Source organism: Flagellimonas flava, from assembly GCF_900129665.1.
Lineage (GTDB): Bacteria > Bacteroidota > Bacteroidia > Flavobacteriales > Flavobacteriaceae > Flagellimonas > Flagellimonas flava.
The window spans coordinates 35227-59614 of the sequence record NZ_FQWL01000002.1; the positions used below are offsets into that span (position 1 = coordinate 35227).

The 24388-nt window shown below is 44.2% G+C and carries 27 protein-coding genes; 15 read left to right on the plus strand and 12 right to left on the minus strand.

Going from position 1 to position 24388, the window contains the following annotated elements; translation table 11 throughout:
- The first annotated feature begins 21 nt into the window (after positions 1 to 21).
- Positions 22 to 1158, plus strand: coding sequence for an adenylate/guanylate cyclase domain-containing protein (locus BUC10_RS06005; RefSeq protein WP_073177298.1), 1137 nt, complete (start codon positions 22 to 24; stop codon positions 1156 to 1158).
- Here BUC10_RS06005 and BUC10_RS06010 read toward each other — a convergent pair.
- Positions 1143 to 2000 (minus strand): helix-turn-helix domain-containing protein, encoded by an 858-nt coding sequence (locus BUC10_RS06010; protein ID WP_073177301.1) that lies wholly within the window; start codon positions 1998 to 2000, stop codon positions 1143 to 1145. The genes BUC10_RS06005 and BUC10_RS06010 overlap by 16 nt on opposite strands.
- 119 nt (positions 2001 to 2119) lie before the next feature.
- Here BUC10_RS06010 and BUC10_RS06015 point away from each other — a divergent pair, with 119 nt between their 5' ends.
- From BUC10_RS06015 to BUC10_RS06030, 4 genes are all read left to right on the plus strand, one after another.
- The gene (locus BUC10_RS06015; RefSeq protein WP_073177304.1) at positions 2120 to 2704 is read left to right on the plus strand and encodes a TetR/AcrR family transcriptional regulator; all 585 of its coding nucleotides are present in this window, start codon (positions 2120 to 2122) and stop codon (positions 2702 to 2704) included.
- A 49-nt stretch (positions 2705 to 2753) separates the two neighbouring features.
- Positions 2754 to 3638, plus strand: a complete 885-nt coding sequence (locus BUC10_RS06020) for an SDR family oxidoreductase (RefSeq protein ID WP_073177307.1) — start codon at positions 2754 to 2756, stop codon at positions 3636 to 3638.
- Between the two features lie 146 nt (positions 3639 to 3784).
- Positions 3785 to 4639, plus strand: a complete 855-nt coding sequence (locus BUC10_RS06025) for a helix-turn-helix domain-containing protein (protein WP_073178810.1) — start codon at positions 3785 to 3787, stop codon at positions 4637 to 4639.
- 83 nt (positions 4640 to 4722) lie between these two features.
- A complete protein-coding gene (locus BUC10_RS06030) occupies positions 4723 to 5478 on the plus strand; it encodes a hypothetical protein (protein ID WP_073177309.1) in 756 nt (251 codons plus the stop codon).
- Positions 5479 to 5525: 47 nt separating this feature from the next.
- Here BUC10_RS06030 and BUC10_RS06035 read toward each other — a convergent pair whose 3' ends face one another.
- Positions 5526 to 6050: an FMN-binding protein gene (locus BUC10_RS06035; protein ID WP_073177312.1), complete on the minus strand. Its 525-nt coding sequence runs from the start codon at positions 6048 to 6050 to the stop codon at positions 5526 to 5528.
- Positions 6034 to 6957, minus strand: a complete 924-nt coding sequence (locus BUC10_RS06040; RefSeq protein WP_073178812.1) for a DUF6607 family protein — start codon at positions 6955 to 6957, stop codon at positions 6034 to 6036. Before BUC10_RS06040 ends, BUC10_RS06035 begins: the two co-directional genes overlap by 17 nt.
- Positions 6958 to 7155: 198 nt before the next feature.
- Here BUC10_RS06040 and BUC10_RS06045 point away from each other — a divergent pair, with 198 nt between their 5' ends.
- Genes BUC10_RS06045 through BUC10_RS06055 form a run of 3 tightly spaced genes read left to right on the plus strand, consistent with a single transcriptional unit; the run spans position 7156 to position 11228 of the window.
- On the plus strand, positions 7156 to 9225 hold the full coding sequence (locus BUC10_RS06045; protein ID WP_165614864.1) for a TonB-dependent receptor plug domain-containing protein: 2070 nt from the start codon (positions 7156 to 7158) through the stop codon (positions 9223 to 9225).
- 5 nt (positions 9226 to 9230) lie between these two features.
- The gene (locus BUC10_RS06050; protein WP_073177318.1) at positions 9231 to 10772 is read left to right on the plus strand and encodes an HmuY family protein; all 1542 of its coding nucleotides are present in this window, start codon (positions 9231 to 9233) and stop codon (positions 10770 to 10772) included.
- 9 nt (positions 10773 to 10781) lie between these two features.
- On the plus strand, positions 10782 to 11228 hold the full coding sequence (locus BUC10_RS06055; protein WP_073177322.1) for a DoxX family membrane protein: 447 nt from the start codon (positions 10782 to 10784) through the stop codon (positions 11226 to 11228).
- Between the two features lie 273 nt (positions 11229 to 11501).
- Here the strand turns inward: BUC10_RS06055 and BUC10_RS06060 are convergent, their stop codons facing one another.
- The 3 genes from BUC10_RS06060 to BUC10_RS06070 form a co-directional block, all read right to left on the minus strand.
- Entirely contained in the window at positions 11502 to 11918 is a 417-nt protein-coding gene (locus BUC10_RS06060) for a nuclear transport factor 2 family protein (RefSeq protein ID WP_073177325.1), read from the minus strand.
- 107 nt (positions 11919 to 12025) lie between these two features.
- Positions 12026 to 12985 (minus strand): alpha/beta fold hydrolase, encoded by a 960-nt coding sequence (locus BUC10_RS06065; RefSeq protein ID WP_084732569.1) that lies wholly within the window; start codon positions 12983 to 12985, stop codon positions 12026 to 12028.
- Positions 12986 to 13053: 68 nt separating this feature from the next.
- A complete protein-coding gene (locus BUC10_RS06070; protein ID WP_165614865.1) occupies positions 13054 to 13608 on the minus strand; it encodes a TetR/AcrR family transcriptional regulator in 555 nt (184 codons plus the stop codon).
- A 188-nt stretch (positions 13609 to 13796) separates the two neighbouring features.
- Between BUC10_RS06070 and BUC10_RS06075 the strand changes: the two genes are divergently transcribed.
- Together BUC10_RS06075 and BUC10_RS17765 are read left to right on the plus strand one after the other, a co-directional pair.
- Positions 13797 to 14528, plus strand: a complete 732-nt coding sequence (locus tag BUC10_RS06075) for a hypothetical protein (RefSeq protein ID WP_073178816.1) — start codon at positions 13797 to 13799, stop codon at positions 14526 to 14528.
- Positions 14529 to 14815: 287 nt separating this feature from the next.
- Positions 14816 to 15316: a hypothetical protein gene (locus BUC10_RS17765; RefSeq protein ID WP_131819054.1), complete on the plus strand. Its 501-nt coding sequence runs from the start codon at positions 14816 to 14818 to the stop codon at positions 15314 to 15316.
- 2 nt (positions 15317 to 15318) lie between these two features.
- Here the strand turns inward: BUC10_RS17765 and BUC10_RS06085 are convergent, their stop codons facing one another.
- A complete protein-coding gene (locus BUC10_RS06085) occupies positions 15319 to 15609 on the minus strand; it encodes a hypothetical protein (protein ID WP_073177333.1) in 291 nt (96 codons plus the stop codon).
- A 233-nt stretch (positions 15610 to 15842) separates the two neighbouring features.
- Between BUC10_RS06085 and BUC10_RS06090 the strand changes: the two genes are divergently transcribed.
- From BUC10_RS06090 to BUC10_RS06100, 3 genes are all read left to right on the plus strand, one after another.
- On the plus strand, positions 15843 to 16706 hold the full coding sequence (locus BUC10_RS06090; RefSeq protein ID WP_073177336.1) for a helix-turn-helix domain-containing protein: 864 nt from the start codon (positions 15843 to 15845) through the stop codon (positions 16704 to 16706).
- Positions 16707 to 16796: 90 nt separating this feature from the next.
- Entirely contained in the window at positions 16797 to 17792 is a 996-nt protein-coding gene (locus BUC10_RS06095) for an NAD(P)/FAD-dependent oxidoreductase (protein ID WP_313785515.1), read from the plus strand.
- Between the two features lie 320 nt (positions 17793 to 18112).
- On the plus strand, positions 18113 to 19276 hold the full coding sequence (locus BUC10_RS06100) for an MFS transporter (RefSeq protein WP_073177339.1): 1164 nt from the start codon (positions 18113 to 18115) through the stop codon (positions 19274 to 19276).
- On the opposite strand, the gene hemL is transcribed toward BUC10_RS06100, so the two are convergent.
- From hemL to BUC10_RS06120, 4 genes are all read right to left on the minus strand, one after another.
- Positions 19266 to 20543: a glutamate-1-semialdehyde 2,1-aminomutase gene (gene hemL / locus BUC10_RS06105; protein WP_073177342.1), complete on the minus strand. Its 1278-nt coding sequence runs from the start codon at positions 20541 to 20543 to the stop codon at positions 19266 to 19268. The two genes, BUC10_RS06100 and hemL, sit on opposite strands and share 11 nt — an antisense overlap.
- Before the next feature lie 73 nt (positions 20544 to 20616).
- On the minus strand, positions 20617 to 21468 hold the full coding sequence (locus tag BUC10_RS06110; protein ID WP_073177345.1) for a glucosaminidase domain-containing protein: 852 nt from the start codon (positions 21466 to 21468) through the stop codon (positions 20617 to 20619).
- Positions 21465 to 22370, minus strand: coding sequence for a 1-aminocyclopropane-1-carboxylate deaminase/D-cysteine desulfhydrase (locus BUC10_RS06115; protein WP_116465752.1), 906 nt, complete (start codon positions 22368 to 22370; stop codon positions 21465 to 21467). Before BUC10_RS06115 ends, BUC10_RS06110 begins: the two co-directional genes overlap by 4 nt.
- Before the next feature lie 10 nt (positions 22371 to 22380).
- Positions 22381 to 22710: a hypothetical protein gene (locus tag BUC10_RS06120; RefSeq protein WP_073177348.1), complete on the minus strand. Its 330-nt coding sequence runs from the start codon at positions 22708 to 22710 to the stop codon at positions 22381 to 22383.
- 166 nt (positions 22711 to 22876) lie between these two features.
- Here BUC10_RS06120 and BUC10_RS17825 point away from each other — a divergent pair, with 166 nt between their 5' ends.
- Both BUC10_RS17825 and BUC10_RS06125 read left to right on the plus strand, forming a co-directional pair.
- Positions 22877 to 23038, plus strand: coding sequence for a DUF5522 domain-containing protein (locus BUC10_RS17825; protein WP_165614866.1), 162 nt, complete (start codon positions 22877 to 22879; stop codon positions 23036 to 23038).
- A gap of 66 nt (positions 23039 to 23104) precedes the next feature.
- Entirely contained in the window at positions 23105 to 23686 is a 582-nt protein-coding gene (locus tag BUC10_RS06125; protein ID WP_073178822.1) for a DUF4136 domain-containing protein, read from the plus strand.
- Positions 23687 to 23785: 99 nt separating this feature from the next.
- On the opposite strand, the gene BUC10_RS06130 is transcribed toward BUC10_RS06125, so the two are convergent.
- Positions 23786 to 24253, minus strand: a complete 468-nt coding sequence (locus BUC10_RS06130; RefSeq protein ID WP_073177350.1) for an Lrp/AsnC family transcriptional regulator — start codon at positions 24251 to 24253, stop codon at positions 23786 to 23788.
- Positions 24254 to 24388: the final 135 nt, after the last annotated feature.

Here is a 24388-nt window from a genome sequence, read left to right on the forward strand (position 1 = left end):
TACAGGACAAAACTATTTCAGATGCCTCGGGCTTATTTGTTCCCAAAGGAGGAAGATTTGTTCGAAAAGGATAACTTTGAAACTATGGTTATTACATGGATCAATAAGCGCCGATGGCGAACACTAAGATTCTATATGATAGGTTGGACGTTGGCGTTTGTCTTTCTGAGCATTGTACGTGGTGTGGGTACCGAAGAACTGGGGAGTCTTAAGTTCGAATTTCAAGAGAGCTTACTAATTGCTTTTACCTTGGGGCCCATAATGGGATTTATTTCAGGTCTGGCTCAAATCGTGTCCGAGGAACGCATCTATAAGAATATATCGCTTAGAAAGTTTCTATTTATACAGTTACTCTACACGCTCTTATTTGTTGCGCTCTTGGTCGTGGTTGCTTTCGGTGTCTACAGTCTGTATTTCGGCACATCCGTAGACTTGCTGACCTTTGCTTTTGATACCGGTAGTGTGGCCATTTATTTTTATGTGATATGCGTAAGTACCTTTTTAGCCGTGTTAAGACAGGTGAACCTAATGCTTGGCGAAGGCAACCTTTTTAAATTGATCATGGGTCGGTTCTACACACCCCATGAGGAAGAACGGATCTTTATGTTTTTGGACCTTCAAGCCTCTACCACCTTGGCGGAACGACTGGGCCATGTGACCTATAGCAAATTGGTGCAGGATTGTTTTAATGATTTGGGAATAGCAGCTGCCAATAACGGGGAAATATATCAATACGTTGGCGATGAAGCCGTGCTGACCTGGCCGCTCGAGGAAGGCATTCATAACCAGAACCTACTAAAGACTTTTTACAAGTTCAAGCAGCAATTGGAGAACAAAAGGACCTACTACGAAGAAAAATACAACTGTCTTCCCTTTTTCAAAGCTGGCGTGCACGCAGGTATTGTAACCGTCACAGAAGTAGGGAAATATAAAAAGGAAATTGCCTATCATGGCGATACCATAAATACGGCCGCCCGAATCCAAGGGCAATGCAACAATTTGGGGAGTGAACTTTTGGTGTCCGAAACATTGAAAAACCGTCTGGATGATTCCAATTACGCCTTTGAACACATAGGCAGTGTTCCTCTAAAAGGTAAAAAAGGTGCCGTCTCCATTTGCTCCGTTCGGATGGAAGACGTCAACTATCCGCGTATTTGACTTGGGCGAAATCCATATTTTTTGGAAAAGGCATTGGAAAAGGAACTCAAACTGTCATAGCCCACATGCCATGCCGCCTCTTGCACCGTTGCATCCTCATTTCGAAGTAAATCGTGAGCCTTGGATAGACGTTCATTCTGGAGGTATTTGAACACCGGAACCCCAAAGAGGGCTTTAAAATTCTTCTTGAGCTTAAAACTATTGAGTCCAATTTCTCTGGAAAGCTCCGCTAATGATGGTGGTGCATCTAAATTGGAAGAAAGTATCTCCTTGGCCTGGAATAACTTTTCCTTTTCGGAGATTTTGATGGCATCCCCATCCATACTGGCCAGCTGCCCAAAAAAGTGGGAGAGCAAAGCCGTAATCTGACTCCTAAAAAACATCATTTTGGTCTTCCCGGTGTAAGTGGTATGAAAGAGCTGGTTGACAATGGACTGCATTTCCGGGGTCATATAAAATTTGGGTCCCTGCACGTAATGGTCCGAGGGGTACACCAATTGATTGAGCATTTCTGAAAACAACTCCCCTTCGCCATGGGGCAACTTTGCCAGGTTTCTGGGTGATGTTGCGATTAAAATACACTCCAAAGGTTTATTTGCCGACACCGTATGGACGAACTCCACCTTTTCATCCGCATAAAACGAAAGTGCCAATCCCTTGCTATGCTTATAGGCCTTTTCCTTGCCATCAAATTGAACACTCAGTTCAACGTTACCGGCGCCATAAAAGGCTACGGCAATCACAGGTTCATCAAAGGCACACGAATCTATGGTGATTTCCGAGGTATTTGCCTCTTCGACCAAGACAATAAAATCATTGATGTCCAATACATCCCTAGTCATAGCGATACTCTTCCTCCTAAATTTAGCTATTTTGATTCAATTTATAAGTTAAATCAATTCTCAGGTTTTGTCTTTTCAATATTTCATTTATATTTGTAGACGACTGGTCTAATATTAAAATGGAAACAGCAAAAGAAACCACACTACAACGCATTCTCAAAATTGGAGGTGATCTCATTATCCAAAAAGGATTTAACAATGTCGGCATCAATGAAGTTTTAAGCGCCGTTGATATTCCGAAAGGTTCCTTCTATTATTATTTTAAGAGCAAAGAGGACTTCGGACTTCAAATCATTAAGAATTACGGTGATGAATCCTTGAAGCTGCTCCACTCCTACTTTAATGATAAGACCAAGAATCCCAAGGAACGTTTTATGACCTTTTTCCAGGATATTAGACTGGGTTATATCCAGAAAGACTTTACAGAAGGCTGTTTGCTTGGGAATTGCAGCTTGGAACTAAGTGATCTAAAATCGAGTTACGCCCACGGGGTGGCCAACGAGCTTAACCGGTGGGAAGCCTTGTTTGAAGCCTGCATCAAGGAAGGACAGAAGGATGGTAGCATTGGCAACCCAACGGAAGCGAAAAAGTTGGCTGCCTATATGCTCAACAATTGGGAAGGGGCCATCCTACGGATGAAATCTACCAAAAGTGCAAAACCCCTCTCCCTGTTTATAGAATTTACAGAAGAATTATTAACCTAAATTTTTTTATCCATTTAGTAGACGACTAGTCTACTATAATTTATTTATCATGAAAAACATTTTAATTACAGGAAGTAGTAGCGGATTTGGATACCTAACCGCTGTATCGACAGCAAGGGCTGGCCATAAAGTTTGGGCCACCATGCGGAACACCAATGGTAAGAATGCAGAAAAGAAAAGGGAACTGGAGCAGTTAGCCTCCACGGAAGGACTTCAACTTCAAGTTTTGGAACTGGATGTAACCCATTCCGAATCAATAAATCAGGCGGTGGAAACCATAATCACAGAAGATGGGACCATAGATGTCTTGGTCAACAATGCCGGAGTCATGTTCGTAGGAATAACAGAGGCCTATAGTTTGGAGCAGGTCCAAAAGCAATTTGATGTTAACTTCTTTGGTATTGCACGGATGGTGAAGGCGGTTACCCCACACATGCGAAAGGCAGGCGACGGACTCATCATCAACACCACCAGTTTGGCCGGAAGGTTGGCCTTTCCCTATTTTGGGGTGTATTGTGCCAGTAAGCACGCGGTAGAGGCCTATTCCCAATCCCTTAGGTATGAGCTAGCACCCTTTGGTGTGGAGGTCTGTATTGTAGAACCTGGTCCTTTTGGCACCAATCTTCTGTTTACCGGACCCAAAGAAGCGGACGAAATCACCTTTGAGGCTTATGGTGATTTTAAGGAAGTACCCCATGCCATGTTGAAAAACTTCGAAGGATTCTTTGACAGTGAAGACGCCATGGACCCGCAATTGGTAGCTGATGACACCCTTAAACTCATAGAAATGGAGAAAGGAACACGCCCCACACGCACCGTATCAGGGATGGATTACGGCACCGTGGAATACAACGCCAAAACCCAACCCATTCAGGATGCACTGCTCAAGGACACCCTTCAAATGGGACATTTACTGACGGTATCCCAGAACTGAGGTCGTAAAACAGGAAACAAAAGGTCAGCTCCCCGTAGGAACTGGCTCTGGAAAATGCATTTATTGTGTTAGGTTGAATGCTTTTCTGGTTGGAAGGGGGCGGGCTACGCCCGCCCCCTTCCATAAAAAATCCAACCGCTATTCCCATGATCAAAGACTACAAACGAATCGACCTTTTTGGGCATATGCTATTCGAAAAGGCGACCATTATCCCTCCCTTTAGGGCGCCCAATCCCATGCAGGGCGAAGCCTGTTTTTTACACATTCGGGAAGGAAGTTATACCTCCTTTTCCCAGGAGGATTCATTGCACATCACCGCCAAACAATCCGTTTTACTAAAATGCGGGAACTATGTTGGCCGAATGATTGCAGATGACCATTCCGGAACATACCAGGCCGTTGCGGTTCATTTTCATCCAGATCTCCTTAAAAAAGTTTACAGGAATAGCCTTCCTGGTTTCTTGGTTCATCAAAAAAACAAGGTACCCCAGTTTAATATGGCCTTGGTCCAAGCATCCACAGCCATTGATAAGTATGTGGACGACATTTTGTTCTACTTCGAAAATCGGCATTTGGCCCATGAGGAAATCCTAATTCTAAAGACAAAAGAGATTATCCTCTTGCTTCTTCAAACGCAGAATGCACCCCGAATCCTTCAAATCTTGGAGAACCTGTTTACCGAACGTACCGTGGACTTCAAAACCACTATTGAATCCCATCTTTTCTCGGACATTTCACTTCAAGAATTGGCCCAGTTGACCCATTTGAGCATGTCCTCCTTCAAAAGAAAATTCAAAGACACCTATGGGCTGCCTCCGTCACAATATTTTCTTACGCAGCGTTTGAAGCACTCAAGGGAATTATTGACAGTGTCCGAGGCATCCGTTGGGGAAATAGCATTCCAATGCGGGTTTAAAACCATCCATCATTTCTCCAAAAAATTCAAAGCACACTTCGGAATTCCACCTTCCCAATACCGACTGAGCTTGAGAGATAAATAATTGACCTTCCCGTAAAAGTCCTTTTCCCATTTCCATCGGACTTTTGTCCCGTTAAATCATTTACATCTAAAACAAATGGCATCATGAGAAAAACAATCATCCCTAGTCTTTCGCTAATGGCCCTAATGGTCCTTAGCGGATTTATCATTTCAAAAAAAACAAACAAAACTCTAGACCCGATGGAAAAAAAAGACGAACAGATCATCAATACGGCCTTCTTTTACTTGAAACCAGGAAAAGAAAAGGACTTCGAAAAACTACGTAGTCGTGGAAATGTGCTGTTGGAGAAGTACGGGGCAAGAATTGAACGCGTTATAAAGCCCAAAATGTTGGCCTCCGGAGAATTGGAGTTACCTGATGAAATCCATTTTGCGGTATATCCCAACATAGCAGCCAAAGAAGCTTTTGACAACGATCCTGAGTTCATTAAACTAAAACAGGAATATATTGGGACCTCAGTTGAAAAAATGTTTGGTTTTGCGACAAAAAAAGACCCTGATTTTGACTTTTTCAGGGAAATCGGGGATGCTACAAAAACCTATGGTGTTGCACTCATTTATTACAAGGAGGGGAAACAGTACAAAGAGCAGTTCTCTGATTATCATAATGCTGCTTGCGAGATTATCCCAGAATTTGGAACCCATTTTGAGCGTTTCCTGATTCCGTTTGCATCAGCCAATGAACTTCAAGAGCAACCGGATGAAATTCATAGGTTTTATTTTGATAGTGCTGAGGGAATGCAAAACATGGTTCAGGATGCCAGAATGCAGGCCCTGTTTCCTAAACGTGACGCAAGCCTTCGCAATCTTGTATTTATTATCGGAGAGGCCCTTCAGTAGGTTTTCCGAATCTGACAAAAAGGGGCGTAAGCCCCTTTTCTTGTTGATTAGAGAACCCCTTCAGATTGAAGTTTGTCCATTCGCTTCAAAACCTCGTTTACCGCCTTGGTCATGGATTTTGCCGATATCGTGGCCCCAGAAATCGCGTCGATATCTGAGCCGTATTCTAAAGTTTCCGCGGTACTTTTCCCAATAAACTGTTTTAACCAACGTTGACTCCCAATCTGGCGGCCATGGTTTTCACGATAGATCAGTACCTTGGCTTTCTTGACGCTTACATCTGGGTTAAAAAGTACTACATAGTCAAAAACATCCTTCATGCTAGGGGCTTTGCCCAGATAGGCATAGCCCAACAAGCTTTCCCCGGACTCAATTCTATACAGACTGTCCTCCCCTAAGTCCGTTTCCACAAGTTTTAGTTCAAAGGCTTCGGTCTCAAAAGTAGTCAGCACTGCCTTGTACAATTTCTGCTGTAAACGCGGTGAAATTTTTTGGGGAACAAAACCCAAAAACAAAAAAGCCATGCAAAGCATGGCCAAAAACTTCCAATTGGTTTTATTTACCTTCCACATGCGCCTCATTTGTATCTGCAACAAATTTGTTGATCAATTGGGAAATTTCGGTAGAACTCGCAGCTTGTTCCTCAAGTGGATAAAAATGCATGAACATAGGCTTTTCATCCACCTTTTTAAGTAAGGTCAAATCCCCTTCGCGGTCATAGACTTGATCCCAGGAGCTTCGCACATTGGCCCAGAATTCCTTATGCTCCTTCCACCAATCCAGGGCCAATTTACATTTGGAATCCTCCACTTTCATATAAGTGTTCATTCCTTTTTCTTGAGCCAAAAGCACATCAGCCTTGCCATCTTCACGAATGATTTTGTCATTATCCTGCTCGTGCACCCATCCATAAGCGGTGATTTCCTGGCGATTCCCTCGTTTCATCACGTTGTAATCACTTCGCTTTGAATATTCACGCCTTGGTAGGGGCGAATCGGTCTCGTTTTCCCAATAGTGCTTTCCGTCCACGTGTACCCAGCTTGCAGAACCAGAATAACGAGGACTATCGTCCACCTGATAGACTTTTTGGGTCCACTGTCCCTTCACTTGCTCTTTTGGCAATGTTCCGAATTTCCAATTGTTGTCCTTGTCGTAATAGAAGACGTTTTGGTTTTCGTACTCCCAATCCTGCCGCCAGTGCTTGATGACCATGGAATCATTGATTACCAACAAATGTTGGATGGAAATCTTGTTTTTTTCATCAACTATCGGCAACGCCAATTCCAAGGCACCTGCGGTATAGTCCATTTTCTTTTCATAATCAATTTCAGGAGCAAAGGTCTCGGTGTACTTAAAAGTAATGTCGTAACAGCCGCACATATCCAAAATAGCCTCTCGGTCCAAATCCTTTTTCTTCTGCGCATGCATAATTGTAGTTGCACTTACCAACAGTGCTATTAAAATGGTTGATTTCTTCATAGTGGTAGTATTAAACATGATAATTATTTCTGCAGACAAAAATATTAATTTTATTTAGATTGAATAAAAATAACATATATATTTGTCGATAATTAATTCAGAATGAATCTAAATAATCAAATAAAAACTACTTTAATCGGCTGTTTGTCATGTATTTATGTCAACTCGCAACACATTGATTCTTTAGGGCAAGAATCAATGAAACTTAAGCAACTGCGTGAAGTTGTTGTGACAGGAGAGAGCAAAGTGATGTCCTTGAGCAAGAAATTGTTTGCTGTTGGCGTGGTAGATCAAAAAGACATTGCCAAAGTAGCTGGAAACAATCTGGCGGATATCCTCAACTACAATCTTAACATTACCATTACCCCGGATGCTTCCACAGGGAGATCTACCGTAAACATGTTCGGTTTGGACGGGCAATACGTAAAAATCCTGATTGATGGGATTCCAGTGGCGAGCGACAATGGAGTGGGCAACAATATCGACATCACCCAAATCAATTTGGAGGATGTGGACCGAATAGAGATCGTGGAAGGTTCCATGGGTGTTTTGTATGGTGATAACGCCGTAGCAGGGGTTATCAACATCGTAACCAAACGTGGTCTTGAAGGTGGTTATGCCTGGCAAGTACAGGTTTCCGTGCAAGAGGAAACTGTGGGTAGTGAATATGCCTTGTTTGAAGAGGGCCGACATATCCAAAACTTTAAGGTCAGCAATCAAATCAATGATAATTTGAGCTATTCCCTTGGTGCGTCCAGAAACGACTATGCAGGTTTCTACAATGGTTTTAGAGGTAAGGATTATGTGAATATCCAAGACAATGCCGTGGTCAATGACGGCCTTCGGGGTACCGAGTGGAACCCCAAGGAGCAGCTTACCGCTTTTGGAAACCTAAATGCTAATATTGGCAAGCACAACATCTTTTTCAAGCTTCAATATTTTGACGAAGCCGTAACCGTTTATGATCGCAATGTAACTGGACGTTTGGATACCGGAACTGGATTGGTCAATCCTACCGCTTTGGATGAAATTTTTGAAACGGACCGATGGGTCAACAATCTTACGGTTTCTGGGCCTTTAAAAGGACAGACCAACTACAATCTGTTCTTCTCCTACCAAGACCAAAAACGCTACTACCAGCAATACGTCTACAACATTTTGCAACAGGGCATTGAGTCCTTTATTGCAGATGATTTGAGTCAATCCAGCAAGATTTGGTACTCCAAGGGTTTTGTATCCAATATCGTCCCAAAATCGGAATTTCTTAATGCCCAATTGGGATACGAATTCACCCGTCAAACAGGTTTCGATGCCATTGCCACTGGCGAATATTCCAACGATGTGGTAGAAAATACCCTGGAGAACTATGACTTTTTCGGAGTTTTGGATTTTAATCTTACGGACAAACTATCCTTCTACCCCGGTGCCCGGTTTACCAACAATTCGCAATTCGGGAACCAGTTTATATGGTCGCTCTCCTCTACCTATGATTTCATGGACACCTTTAAACTCAAAGCAATCTTTGGTTCCGCATTTCGAGCACCAAACTTTGAGGAACTCTTCTTTTATTTTGTGGATGCCAACCATAACGTACAAGGGAATCCCGATCTTCAGCCGGAAGATGGCATTTCGGCCTTTCTAAATCTGGAAAACAAATTCAAACTAGGTGAAAGTGGCCTGTTTAAATCGGCCATCAAGTCCTATTATTTTGACATTCAGGATAAAATTGCCAATGTGGTCACCGCGGACGATAACGACCGGAGCCTGTTCACCTTTGCCAATGTGGATTACTCCAAGATTTTGGGGTTTTCATGGGAGAACAGCATTAAAATGGACCGTTGGCAAGCCGGATTGGGAGCCACCTATATGGGTGAATCCACGGCCATTGACGGTTCTGCCGAAAGCAACAGCGATTATCTGTGGAGTTTCAATCTGCAGACTAATCTGGGGTATAGCATTCCGTCCCTAAATACAGTGCTGGCCGCCCAACTAAAATACACCGGAAGAACCCAGGTCTTGGTCCCAGGCGACAATGGTCCGGTCGTTGGTCAGACTGACGATTTTACCTGGATGGATGCCTCCTTAAAAACTGGTCTTACCAAGGACTTGGATATTACTGTTGGCGCACGAAATATCTTCGATATCGTTACCGTAAACGCCTCTGATGTGCCCTCGGGCGCGCACAATTCCGCATCAAGTTCTAGCAGGTTGTTCGGTAACGGAAGATCCTATTTTTTAAAACTCTTATACAATTTAAACCTTAATTAAAAACCATGAAAAAGCTTACTTTTTTAACCGCAACATTGTTTTTGGCAATTCTTAGTTCCTGTAGCAGTGATGACTCCGAAGACCTCATTGATTTTTCGGTAACTTTTAGTTCGGCTACTATTAGCACCACCGAAACCGATACCACCAAGGAAATTACCTTGAATTTTTCCAGGGCAGCTTCTGAAGCTGGTACCATTACCGTCTCTGTTACGGGAGAAAATGCAACATACGGCACGGATTTCTCTACCGCACCTGCAGCAAATTCGGGGACCATTGCAGTCCCAGTGGCCGCCGGAGATTTGAATGCCACCATCACCTTTACCAAAATTTTGGACCCCATCGAAGGAAATACCAAATCGGTCACCTTTTCTTTGGCCGGATTTGATAACACCCAATGGGTCAATGGCACAGTAAATTCTGCAACGGTTAGTTTTTCGCCCATTGCAGCTTTGAACGGTATTATCGATTTGGAAAATGGCGGTTCCAACATGCCCAATCAAGTCTATTTTGATTTTAGCACCGGGCAGCAAACTGCAGTTAAAAGGGACACTTGGGAAATCGCTCTTCACAACGGAACCGAAAACCGAGTGTATTTGAACGCCGCATTGCTGGTTTCTGCGGCCGAATTGGACGGCATCACAGACCTACTTTCCGTGACCGAGGCCACTGCCTTGACCACTCCTTTGGAATTGAATACCCTAGACCCGATGACATTCCAGCCCACTACCGTAACCGTAAATACCGTGTCAGAATTGCTTCAAGGACTACCCGTGGGGTACTTCCAATATGGGGATATTGATGATGGTGTTGTTTTCACGGACAGCTGGCAAGGTGATTTGGAAGGCACTGCTTTTGCAGCGGTTTCCACAACCCCAGATGACAACCATGTCTATATTGTAGGGCTTGGAAACGAAATCCCCACCGAAGCAGCAGAACCGGGAAGTATCAATACCACAGGAGACCATAGAGGTTTTATGAAGGTTCGAATCTTGAGCAATGGCAGCAATTACACCATTCAATATGCCGCCTTGGACGAGACGACCAACATTTCTGAGGTTACGGTTCCCAAAAATTCCAGCTATTTGTTATCAGGCTTTAGCCTCATCAATGGTCAGAGTGTGACCGTAGAACCCGCTGGTGATGAGTGGGACATTAATTTCAGTGGGGTATTCTCTTACTATGGTTATCAAGGATCTTTAATCGCTGGATTGACCTATTCCGATTATGCCGTACACAACACTTTGGGTGGTGTGGGGTTGTATCAGGTTACCACTTATGAAAAAGATTCCGAAGGGGTTGTCACAAATTTTGATGTGCCATCCTATGCCAATTTTGGCAGGGGTGATGTAGATGAGTCCGCTTTTGTGTATGACGACAGAACCGTGATTGGCAGTGGTTGGAGAGATGCTTTTGGCGGTGTTTTGAAGGATGACCGTTACTATGTCTTAAAGGACGCAGCCGGAAACTACTATAAATTGATGTTTACTGCTTATATCAGTAACGAAGGGATACGCGGAAATGCCCAATTTACGTATGAACGACTTTAAAGCGAAGCCATGAATTTCAAAAACATAGTTTTTATCGTACTTCGTTTGTTCTTAGGTGGAATGATGCTCTACGGGGGAATCCAAAAGTTCCAAAAGCCCATTCCATCACCGGTTGAAGTGGTGGAAAAAGCCGAGAAATTCAAAGCGCCCGAAAAGGAAAGTACGCTTCAAAAAATATTGTACATCAGTGGAGCCAAGCAGACCGGGTACTTTTGGCAAGTACTGGGTATTTGCGAGCTGTTGTTTGGTCTGTTGGTACTGCTGCAGGGCACCAGCTTTGTGGGCGCCATTTTTTTACTGCCCATAACTTTCCACATCTTTTTGTTCCATGTGTTTCTGGAAGCTGATGAACTGGGTGAACTGCTCCAGACCGGAGGGCTTTTCGCCATCAATTTACTGTTGATCATAAAAGAAAGAGACAAGTGGAAACACTTGCTTTGGATAAAACCTGTCTAACAGGTTGAGTTAGTTTGTTTTTAACCAGTTTGTGATGTGAAACGGGGGCAATTGCCCCCGTTTTTTTTGTATACTGCACCCCTCCGATTCCAACTTTGTTGGAATCACCTCCCCTCTCCGATGGGAGGAGCCTTTCTTGGATCCTAGAAAACTTCTCCCCAGCATAGGGGAGATGTCCGAAGGACAGAGGGGTTCATATCTTCTCACAACAAGGTTACCAGCTAATAACGGGGAGGTGGCTCAATTTACAATTGAGCCGGAGGGGTGGGTGGGTTACAACCTCCTATCCCCTTCTGCAATAGCCACATCATTTATACTCGCGTACCGCTTTTTCATCAGGCCATTGGCATCAAACTCCCAATTTTCATTGCCATGGGCACGGAACCATTGTCCGTCCCTGTTTTGGTATTCGTACTCGAAGCGGACCGCAATACGATCATCACCGTGGGCCCAATACTCCTTTTTGAGTTTGTAATTGCCCTCGTTTTCCCATTTGTCCGTCAAAAACGTTTGGATCTCTTCACGGCCGTTGATAAACTGCGACCGATTACGCCATTCGCTATCCACCGTATAGGCTTTGGAAACTTTCACGGGATCTTGACTGTTCCAGGCATCTTCCGCCAATTGTATTTTCTGTTTGGCCGTCTCCAGAGTAAACGGAGGTACCGGCTGTTTTACTTCTTGTTCCATTATGTGTTGTTTATACCAAACTAAGTCGGTTTAAAACCAAAAACACTACCCGCAACCTCATGAAAAAAACGAGCCGCGGGCAGTGCACCTAATTACTCGACTTTAGGCTATTTTATCTTGTTTTTTGATAAGAAATTGCTGATGTACTGGGCAATCTCATCGCCTTTTTCCTCCAAGGCAAAATGTCCGGTGTTCAACAAATGAAACTCCACATTTTTAAGGTCACGCTTGTACGGATGAGCTCCTGATGGAGGGAAAATATAGTCGTTCTTTCCCCACACGATCAAAGTAGGCACTTGGTACTCTCGAAACAGTTTTTGCCATCCGGGATAACGATCCACATTGGTGCGATAATCATAAAACATAGCCAATTGGATTTCGTTGTTCTCCGGACGGGTCAAGTGTTGCAAATCGTGGTGCCAGTTATCCGGGCTTACCTTGGTACTGTCTTGTACGCCATGTAGGTACTGCCATTTAAGACCATCTATTTGGTGAAATGCTTCCAAAGGTTTTTTGTTGCCTTCGGAATTGTCTGCCCACAGTTTGCGTAAAGGGTCCCAAAAATCGGCCAGACCTTCTTTGTAGGCATTTCCGTTTTGCACGATAAAGGCCTCCACTCTTTCTGGATGTTTCTCAAAAATGCGATAACCCACAGGAGCACCATAATCCATCAGGTACAAGCTGTATCGGTCAACTTTAAGCTGCACCAATAGTTCGTCCACAATCTCCGCGAAATTGTCAAAGCTATACTCAAACTCGGACATCGGTGGCTGGGAACTACGTCCGTAGCCAGGATAATCTGGTGCGATCAAATGGTAATCTTGGGACAAATCTTCCATTAAATTGCGGAACATGTGCGAAGAGGTAGGATACCCATGTAACAATAATAGGGTTGGGGCATCTTTGGGCCCTGCTTCACGATAAAAAATATCCAAACCAGCCACCTTGGCGGTGTTGAATGTGGTTGGATACGTGTCTACACCGGGCTTTTTTCGTTGTCCGTTAAGGTTCGAGGCCACAAAAAGTGCCATTACAAATACTACTACAATTGATTTTCTAGTTTTCATGATTTTAATATTAATTGTCGTTTTTATAATATTACCGAACGTTCGGTAATTTTAAGGTTTAAATTTTTTTATGTTGTATATCTACTTTCAATATTTTTAATGGCCTGGGCGAAGGGCTCCGTACTATCCATCGCCTTACTGAGCACCAAGCTACCCTGAACTTCCACAAAGCTTTGCTTTGCCAGTTGCTCAGCGGTCTCTGCATCTTTTCCCACGGCTTGGCCCAGAATGCTGAACGATTCCAGCCACTGACCAATCCCCTTCTCTATTTTCTGGCCAAAAAGCGACATGCCAGTGTCCATACTCAAGGAGCGGTAAAGGCAAACCTTGGTTCCATGTCCGTATACTTCCCCAATGTTGTGCAACACATCTTTAAGCCGTTGTTGTGGTGATACCTCCCCATTGGAAAGTACATTAAAGACCTTTTCATTGATCCAAGCTTCCATAAAATCCAGTACGGCATCGGTCATTTCCTTTTTCCCTCCGGGAAAGCGATGGTAGAGACTGGCTTTTTTTAGCCCAGTGGCCTCGGCCAACTCGTTTAGGCTGGCCCCGTCATAGCCCTTGGCCCGAAACACGGACATAAGTCCGCTGATGATGTCCTGATCTGATACTTTTGCCATTCTCATGGGACAAATGTACAACGATTTTCAATTTTACCAAACGTTCGGTAATTTTTTAACACACTTTAACAACATAGGTGTATGGGCCACTTGGCATCATGTTTTTGAGTTCTAATTCTTTTAACTATCTTGAAAACAGCCAAACCCTCTTGGCTCCGGCAAAAATCCCCCCTTTAAAATATTGGATAATGAACAAGTACAAAACGCTGCACCTGTGGATGCTCATCCCCATGGCGCTGATGCAATTTGGGATTTTTAGGGATTATTGGGGCGATTTTACAGACAATGGTTGGTCCGTTCATGTGCACTACTGGACGGGCACCCTATGGTACCTCTATCTAATCTTGCAACCCTACTACGCCACGCATAGCCAACTGGAAAAACATCGTACCAACGGAATCATAGGCATGTTTTTGGCAGGCGGTGTCTGTATTACGGCCTTTAGCATGCTCTTCCGGGATATCGCCAATGCTGACAAATCCGCTCAATTCCCAGATGATTTTGGCCCGTTTGAACCCTGGTTCTTTATTGGGGTTGCCGCGGTGGAAATTGTAATGATTATAGCCTTTGGGTATGCCGTGATCATGAGCATTATAAAACGTAAAAGTCTTGAGGACCATGCATGGTGGCTGATCACGACCGTGTTCCTCATCATGATGCCGGCCTTGGGGCGCGGTGTACAGAACACCTATATCTTGATCCATTTAGAGGACTGGCCCAATGTGGATATCATGGGGCCCACCTATTTTACCCAATTTTTGATCGTTACAGTGCTGTTGTTGGCCGCTTTTAAGTACAAAAAGCTTAAACACCCTGGCACTTATTTGGCCCTTTTGGTAAATGTGTATGTATGTTTCCTGGAACCTTTGGGCCGCTCCGCAACCATTGAAACCTTTTTACGGACCGTGATTAGGGATTGATGTATTGGTGAGATAACCGCCTTCGTCAAAAGCCCTACTAGCAAAGTAAAACCCTACTGCTTCCTTGGACTGAAGTGACCAAAAGTACTTTTAACCTCCAAAACGAACTAAAATTGTGGAAACCTCTCAATTTTATTAAGGGATTTGTTCAGTGATAATTCTGGCATAAATTTTAACTTAACGCCTGAAAAATTGAAAGCCATGAATTGAAAGAAAATTTGAGGACTATCTTTAAACAAATTAGTCTGCTTATACAATAACTCGAAGTATCTGAATCTAAACTATCCATGAAAAATCAAATCCTATTTACTTTCTGTTTTCTATTAATTGTATCCTTCGTCCATTCCCAAGACGCAACAACTTCATCTCCCCAGGAAATAGATATGAAAGTCCGGGCATTAGGTTATCGCTTCTATCAAGATGGCGAGCGATTAACGTGGAATGAATTGACGGACGCAACGAATTCCGTGGAAGAAGCCAACAAACTTATACAAAGAGCCAAATCGCAAAACACCCTATCTAATATTCTTGCCTTCGCAGGTGGTGCATTAATAGGAATTCCTTTGGGTCAAAAAGCAGCTGATAGCGATCCTACTTGGGAACTAGCCTATATTGGAGGTGGAACTGCTTTGATAGGCTTTCATTTGGCGTTAAGAGCATTCAATAATGTGAACAAAGGAGTGGATGATTACAACTTGACCATAAATTCCACCGCCCAATACAAGTTTCAACCGGAAATCAAAGTATTGGCAAACAGTAATGGATTTGGTTTGGCCATAGGTTTTTGACCCTACCCCAAACACCCCTCTAACGCCCTATAACAAGCCTCTGCCACCGGGGCCAACTCCTGGCCGCTAAACGAAACGGGCAATTGCGGGGCACGATCCAAAAATTGGCCATAGGTGGTGGTAAACTGCTCTAGTTTCGCAGCCGGCACCTGCATAAGTTGGGTCACCAAGGCCATAAGATCCAAGGCATATAGCCCACCATCTTCCAGGCCCATGCCCTTAAGGGCACCCGTGAGCTGGCTGTGTTTTAGATCTTGGCGGATAAGTTGGATGATCAAGGTTTTGTGGCGCATAGGAAGTAGGTTATTTGGTTTAGCAATATAAAGTCATATCATTTTATAAAATTTTACAACATTTTTTTGCCTCGTATTTTGCCATACATAACCCTATATGGTAATTAGGTATAATTGTTATTACTTCGTAATAAAAAGGAGGAAACCAACACTTCTATTTTCCCGAACATTGCCCAACTCCTGGATGTGGACGTACGGGAGCTGTTGGAGTCCACCAAATTGGACTAGCAACCATGGAAAAAATCCCACTCGCAAAGCTCCACCACTTCCAAAAAGAACCCCACCTTTTGGGGAACTTTACCATTAGGGATATTGCCAAACTGTTGGTTCAAATCCCTATGGTCCAGGAACTGCACCGGCACGATTTTTACTTTGTCCTGGCCCTGGAGCGTAGCTCCGGACAACATCATATCGATTTTACCCCCTATCCCGTGGGCGACCATTGCGTGTTCTTTATGCGGCCCGGGCAGGTGCACGACCTGCAATTGGACCAAGGTTCTACCGGTTTTGTGATGCAGTTTACTTCAGACTTTTTTGACAATTGCAGCATGGATTCCAAATTGCTGCTTCGCTCCTGTAGCAACACCCACCTGTACACCTTTGACCCCTCCAGTTTTGGTCCTGTGATCGCTCCTCTACATGCCATGCTCAACGAGTTCACCCTAAAGCGTCCGGGGTACGAAAAAATGATCAAGGCCCATCTGGATATTTTCTTAATCGAACTTTTGCGCCAACAACAGGCCAAAGTCCCCAACCCCAAAGGCCCAAACCTGTATCCCCTGGAACGCCTGGAGGCCTTTTTGGAACTGTTGGAAACGCATTTGGCCACCCGCAAAAAGGTTTCGGATTATGCCGAAATGCTGAACCTGAGCACCTACCAACTCAACAGCATCACCAAGGCCGGACTGGGCAAGACCTGCTCCCAGGTCATCAACGACCAAGTGATTCTGGAATCCAAACGGCTATTGCTCGCCACCAGCAATCAGGTCAAGGAGATTGCCTACGGTCTGGGCTACGAGGATGTCTCCTATTTTATCCGCTTCTTTAAAAAGCAGACCGGTCATTCGCCGGACGCTTATCGGCAAAACTTCGCATAAGTCCTATTCAACCGCATTCTTGTCCTACCTCCATGGCTTCCGTGACCGCTAATTTTGTTCCTGCATTATAAAAGCATGTAAATGAAACCCATGAGCCGAAGAGCATTTATAAACAAGAGTGGCACCGTTACAGCCTCGGGCATGCTGCTCAATCCCTTAAACTTTAGCACGTATTATCCCATGAAAAACAACCAGTTTGATGTTATTATCGTTGGCGGAAGCTACTCGGGCCTCTCCGCTGCCATGGCCCTGGGCAGGGCCCTTAAAAAGGTTTTGGTCATAGATAGTGGTAAGCCCTGCAACCGGCAAACGCCCCATTCCCATAATTTTTTGACGCAGGACGGGGTACCACCCCACCAAATTGCCCAATTGGGACGTAGTCAAGTAGAGCAATACAACACGGTGGAGTTTTTTGATGGACTTGCCACTGAAGGCCGAAAGACAGCCAACGGGTTTGAAATTGGAACCTCTGACGGGAAACGGTTCATGGCCAAAAAATTGGTATTTGCCACTGGGGTCAAAGACCTGATGCCCCCAATTGAAGGATTTTCGGACTGTTGGGGCATTTCCATTTTGCACTGCCCCTATTGCCATGGGTACGAAGTGCGTGGTGCAAAAACCGGGGTGCTGGCCCATGGGGAGGAAGCTTTTGAATTTGCCAGATTTCTTACAAATTGGACACAAGATCTTACCCTTTATTCCAATGGTAAGTCCGATTTATCCTCGGAACAAATCCAGCTATTGAACAACCTCAATATTGATTTTGTGGAAAGGGAAGTCCAAAAAGTGGAACATGAAAAGGGATACATTAGCCAACTTCATTTTAAAGATGGAAGTACTGCGCCTCTTACAGCGATGTATGCCCATATTCCGTTTGAACAACATTGCGATATCCCCATGTCGCTAGGGGTTGAACTGGATGAACAGGGTTATCTGGCCATAGATGGGATGCAGAAGACCTCCGTAGAAGGCATTTATGCCTGTGGGGACAACACCACCCGAATGCGAACAGTCGCCAGCGCAGTATACCAAGGCACTTTTACAGGTATGATCGTGAGCAAGGAGATGATCTTGGAGGAAGTCTAATTGTTGTTTTGGTATTAGATGAGACCCTCCGGTTCGGTTACTAACCCTCCGGTTCGATTTACAATCGAACCACCTCCCTTTTCAAGGGAGGAGCTTTTATTTTTTGCATCTACAAGGTTCCCCTCTTGGGAGAAGAGGGGTGGTTCGGCCCGGCCAAAGCGGGGAGTTCAAACTGTGGAATGCCCAAACTAGGCCCCTGCAACTGTGGAAATTTTCAATTGCTTACCATTTAGAAAAGAAGGAACATTTCAGTTAACGACTTATACCCTATTTTCGTAAACCTGTCATGGTAATTACGACTGTCCTGGACAAACGGCTACATGAAACCACCCAAGCACATTCTCCCCACCATTGTTATTGCGCAATTTTTTTGCACATCGCTGTGGTTTGCCGGAAACGGGGTCTTGGTTCAATTGATTTCCCAATTTAATGTAGGGGATGGCAGTTTGGGAAACATCACTTCAGCGGTGCAATTGGGTTTTATCACAGGCACCCTACTGTTCGCCATTTTAACCCTGACGGACCGTTTTTCGCCTTCCAAGGTGTTTTTGTGGAGCGCCCTGCTGGGTGCCCTGAGCAATTTGGGTCTGGTTTGGTACACTGCCGGTTGGAACCTTATTTTAACCTCTCGATTTTTTACCGGATTCTTTTTGGCAGGCATCTATCCCGTAGGAATGAAAATTGCGGCTGATTACTACAATAAGGGCCTGGGGAAATCTCTTGGATATCTTGTAGGTGCCCTGGTAGTAGGAACCGCATTGCCCCACTTGCTCAAATGGTTGGCCGCGGTCTTCCCTTGGCAATACGTTATCTATTCCATCTCCTCGCTATCCGTGGTTGGTGGACTGTTGATGTTCGCCTTAGTTCCGGATGGCCCCTACCGAAAATCCAGTCAACGTTTGGACCTTACGGCATGCTTTGCGGTGTTCCGAAAGAAGGATTTTAGGGCTGCTGCTTTCGGCTACTTTGGTCATATGTGGGAGCTGTACACCTTTTGGGCCTTTGTCCCTTTTCTGTTGGGATTGCACATGGAAATGAACCATATCAACATATTTCCGGTATCGTTTTGGTCGTTCTGGGTTATTGCCATTGGAGGATTGGCCTGTGTAGTGGGGGGGTATATTTCCCTTCGTAAAGGGGCAAAACCTACCGCAGCTTGGGCGTTGGGACTTTCCGGCTTATGTTGTTTGCTTTCCCCGTTCCTTTTGAGTTGGGCATCCACTCCCGTATTTGTAATTTTTCTACTGTTTTGGGGTATTGTGGTCATTGCGGATTCTCCCCTTTTCTCGACCCTCGTCGCCAAAAACGCTCCTACAGAAATCAAGGGCACGGCACTTACCATCGTCAACTGTATTGGCTTCGCGATTACCATCCTGAGCCTACAGGTTATCAATCTGCTTCAGGATGCAATTCCAACGGAATATCTCTTTGTGGTCTTGGCCTTGGGGCCAATTTTTGGGTTGTGGGGGTTGCTTAGAAAATAGTTTTCACCGCCTCAATAGTTTTGTCCAAATCGGTATAAGAGAGGGCGTCATTTAAGAAGTAGCTCTCGAATGCCGAAGGTGGAAGATATACCCCCTGCTCCAACATACCGTGAAAATACTTTTTAAAGGTATCGTTGTTTCCCTTGGCCGAGGAAGCAAAATCCACTACGGGGTCTTCACAGAAATGCACCGAAATCATACTACCGTATCGGTTGATTTGGTGGGTTACGCCTTTTTCGGTCAAAACTTTAGCAATGCCTTTGTGCAGATATTCCGTTTTTTGAGCAAGGCTTGCAAACACTTCGGGTTTGTTGTTGAGTTCGGTAAGCATGGCCAATCCGGCACTCATGGCCAAGGGATTCCCGCTTAAGGTTCCAGCTTGGTATACTGGGCCTTCCGGTGCCAAATGGGACATAATTTCTGCACGAGCTGCAAAAGCGCCCACGGGCAATCCGCCTCCGATCACTTTTCCGAACATCACAATATCGGCATCAATACCCAAAGCTTCCTGTGCACCACCCTTGCCCAGTCGGAAACCGGTCATCACCTCATCAAAAAGCAACAAAATCCCTTCTTGGGTACAGAGTTCCCGAAGTCCATAGATAAATTCATCCGTTGGAATAATACAGCCCATATTCCCGGCCACGGGTTCCAAAATAATGGCCGCAATCTCTCCCTTATTCGCTTCAGCAAGGGCTTTTACCCCTTCCAAATCATTATAATTGGCCAGCAAGGTATCCTTGGCCGTACCTTGGGTAACCCCAGGGCTATTGGGACTTCCAAAAGTTACTGCGCCACTACCTGCCTGAATCAAGAAAGAATCCGAGTGACCGTGGTAACAACCAGCGAATTTGATAATCTTGTCTTTTCCGGTATACCCTCTTGCCAAACGCACCGCACTCATACAAGCCTCGGTACCACTGTTCACAAAACGGATCTTATCTATATTCGGTACCATGGAAACGGCCAACTGGGCCAATTCAGTCTCAATTTCGGTGGGCATCCCAAAGGAAGTTCCCTTTTTGGCCTTTTCTATTACCGCGTTGATCACAGGTTCATGGGCATGACCTAAAATCAGTGGCCCCCAGGAGGCAATGTAATCAATAAGTTGGTTGCCGTCCTCGTCATAGAGATATGCCCCCTTAGCCTCTTTTACAAAAATTGGATCTCCGCCTACGGCCTTAAAGGCCCGAACTGGGGAATTTACCCCTCCGGGAATGTATTTTTTGGCCTCGGTAAACAAGGCACTGCTTCGTTGGTATAGCATGTAGTGTTCTGTATTCTCAATATCTGTTCGCCGTATACTTCCAACATAGTCGGAACCACTTGAACTGACGGGATTATTTCGTTTTTTCTTTTCTGATATTGAGCACTTGCCCAATGGAAATGGTATTACTGTTCAAATTATTGATTCGCTTTAACTCGTCCACCGAAATGGTATATTTCCTTGAGATGGCATACAAGGTCTCGCCTTGAGCAACCACATGGGTAAAATCCTCATACTCTTTGGGAGCCCTCACGGTGTCCAACCCACCTCGGACAACCTCATCATCATATCGGTCCAAGTTATATCGCTCAATTAGGGCAATCAGTTTTTGAGGGTATTTACGATCCGTGGCATAACCCGCCTGTCGCAGTCCATAGGCCCATTTCTTGTAATCGTCCCTTCTGTAATTGAAAAGAAACGCATATCGAGAGCGTGAAGAAAGGAAGATACTATGGTCCCGGAACGAATACATGGGGTGATTGTATTTCCTAAAACACTCCCCTTTGGCATCGTCATCATGAAAATCGAATTCGCCATCCCAGCCGGTATGGCATTTGATGCCAAAATGATTGTTCGTTTTGCGTGTGAGTTCGCCTTTTCCCGAACCGCTTTCCAAAATTCCTTGTGCCAAGGTAATACTGGCCGGAATACCAAAGGCCCGCATTTCGTATTGGGCCATTTCAGCAAAGGTCTCTATATATTCTTGGGTATTTACAATGGGAAATTTCACAAACCGACCTGGATTGGCAGGAAGCGGATACAACTCTGATTCCTTTGGTCCGTCTTTGGGTAAGTCACGATTGAGGTTGCCGGGTGTTTGGGTTTCCACCACTGGTTTTGGTTTTTGACTCACCACTCGCCTTTTGGATTTGCAACTCGCCACTAATAGCAGAAGCACCATAACGTATCCTATTCTCCTAATCATAAATCCAATACCGGTAAATTCTTTTGTTTCAGCACTTGGTTCATTCCTTTTATCCCTTGCAAACCTCCCGTATGGATGGCCAAAATTTGGGTTCCAGACTTAAAAAAGCCTTTTTTAATCAGGTCAAAAATACCAAAAAGCATCTTTCCGGTGTATACCGGATCTAGAGGAATGCCCGTTTTCTTTTTAAAATCGTTGATAAACTCCACCAATTGAAGATTGATTTTGGCATAACCCCCAAAGTGATAGTCCAAAATCAAATCCCAGTTTTCTTGACGTGCAAATTTCTGGATATCCTCCCTTAAAAAGTCTCCTTTTAATGCTGGAAAGCCCAATACTTTTTGATGTGTTTGGGCTGAGTTGATCAATCCCGAAATGGTACCACCAGTACCTACCGAGCTACAAATGAAATCGAACTTTTGGTCATCGGATTTTAGGACTTCTTCACATCCCTTTACGGCCAATTGATTTGTACCTCCTTCGGGAACAAGATAAAAGTCGCCAAACTTTTCCCTGAGTTGGTCTAGGAATTCTGGTGTATGTTTTATGCGATACCCACTTCGGGATACAAAATGGAAATCCATACCCTGGTCCGCAGCAAAACTAAGTGTAGGATTGCTTTTCCAGCCTGTTTCCAACTCATCGCCCCGGATAACCCCAATGGTTTTTAATCCGTTGAGTTTGCCTGCAAAGGCCGTTGCGGCTATGTGATTGCTGAAAGCACCACCAAAGGTGAGGAGCGTTCCATGTTGGCGCTGCTTGGCTTCTTCAATGTTGTATTTGAGTTTTCGGAACTTGTTCCCGGAAATATAGGGATGGATGGTATCTTCCCTTTTGATGTAAAGATCTATTTGATGCTCCTCCAAAAGGGGCAACGCTACTTTCTGATTGGGAATTGACAAGTTTTACTGGTTAACGCGTCAAATAGTTCAAAAAACTATACGCTTTTCTGCGGAAAATATACTCCATATCATCCTCATTGGCATAAGCCTCACGCTCAAAACTGATATTTTGGTAGGCCCTATAGCTGTCAAGATACAAAACAGTTCGAAGAAGCCATTCCGAAATATATAGGATGTAAAAGGGTATAATGAAAAGTTCCCGCTGCTGTTTCAGGTGAATACGCTCGTGGTTGATCAAGACATCGTCTTTCCTAAGCGCACCTTCCTTTAGGATGATAAAGGGCCACAAAGACAGGCCAACATAATTGCGATAAAAGAAATGTTTAAAGACTAAAATCAAATCGAATTATCATAGGTTTCCTACAAATATAACTTTTGATGCTTCCGAACATTCAAATGTGTCGACAATACGATTAACAATTTCGGTGAATAACCTAAATCTTGGATTTTGAGGTCATTCGTCGGAATGTCTTAATTTTATAAGATTCCATACAGAACGAATTTAGATGAAGGAATACATTCCCCTGGAAGAGGGCGACTATTATCTTTCGGAAGAGGGGTACAAGGTATTTACGGAACAGTACCATCGTAAAAGAGGGTACTGCTGCGAAAGTGGCTGTCGACATTGTCCTTACGGTTACAACAAAAAAACCAACAGGAGGCAATAAACCCGTGTTCGGCATAATATTTGTGACTGATTTATAGTCATTTCAATGAACTCAAAAAGGATTACTATGAAAAATTTAAAACGTTTTACGTTGGCAGCTTTCGTGCTGACGTTCTTGGCTTCTTGCAGCTCTGTGAGGGTCGTTTCCGATTATGATACCCAAAAAGATTTTGGCACTTACCAAACCTATGCCTTTTATAAAACTGGCATTGATAAGGCCCAAATTTCCGATTTGGACAAAAAACGCATCCTAAAGGCCATTGAGGCAGAGATGGGTTCCCGTGGTTTTGCCAAATCGCAACAGCCCGATGTCCTCATCAGCATCTTTACCAAAGAGCGGGAACGTGTTGATGTCTACAACAACAACTTTGGCTGGGGCTGGGGTTGGGGTGGCTTTTACAATCCTTGGGTCTGGGGTCCTGGTTGGGGCTGGGGCTGGGGTGGCAACAATGTGAGCACACGTACCGAAGGCTCCCTTTACATTGATGTCATCGACGCCAAAGAAAAAGAATTGGTATGGCAAGGACGCGGTGTGGGTACCTTGAACAATACTAAAAATATAGAGCGAAAAGAACAACGCATTCGGGAATTCGTTTCCAATATTCTTAAAGAATATCCTCCAGAACCTAGAGCTGTCGCCTCCAATTAAAATCTAGATTGGAACGAAGAATCTGAAGTAGCTCGGTTAAGTGTTTATTGTGGTGGAAAAGTGAACCGGATTCTTCGTCCAATTTTTGTCAACACCTTTTTACAGTAGTGGAAAGGTGTTTTCGTTTTTTACCTCTTTTAAGACAAATGCGCTTTTAACTGCTCCAATATTGGGCAATGAAGCAATCTTGCTTTTGGCAAACGAGTAGTACGCATCCAAATCTTTTACGATAACCTTGAGCAAAAAGTCGAACTCACCCCCAACCACAAAGCACTCGGTCACCTCATCCAATTGTTTGACCTGATTTAGAAAATCGTCCATTAAATGCCCTTTTTGCGCTTCCAAAGAGACAAAGCTGAACACGGTAATGCTTTGTTCCACCTTATCTTTGTTAATGATGGCCGAATAATTCTGAATAAAACCCTCCTGTTCCAGCCTTCGAATACGCTCATACACCGGAGTTTTTGTCAATCCCAAGTGCTCTGCAATATCCTTGGCAATGGTCTTGGCATCCTTTTCCAAGATTTTTAAAATCTCCCTATCAATGGCGTCCAATTTCTCTTGCATACTTTTTCCTGTTCTTTGATTCCTCTAGAATCAAATTTAGTAAATATTCCTAAAATATTATTCAATTAAGACTATATTCCTGTTATTGGATTAAAATGAAGTGTTTTAGTCAATAAATCGTATTTTTAATAGGTT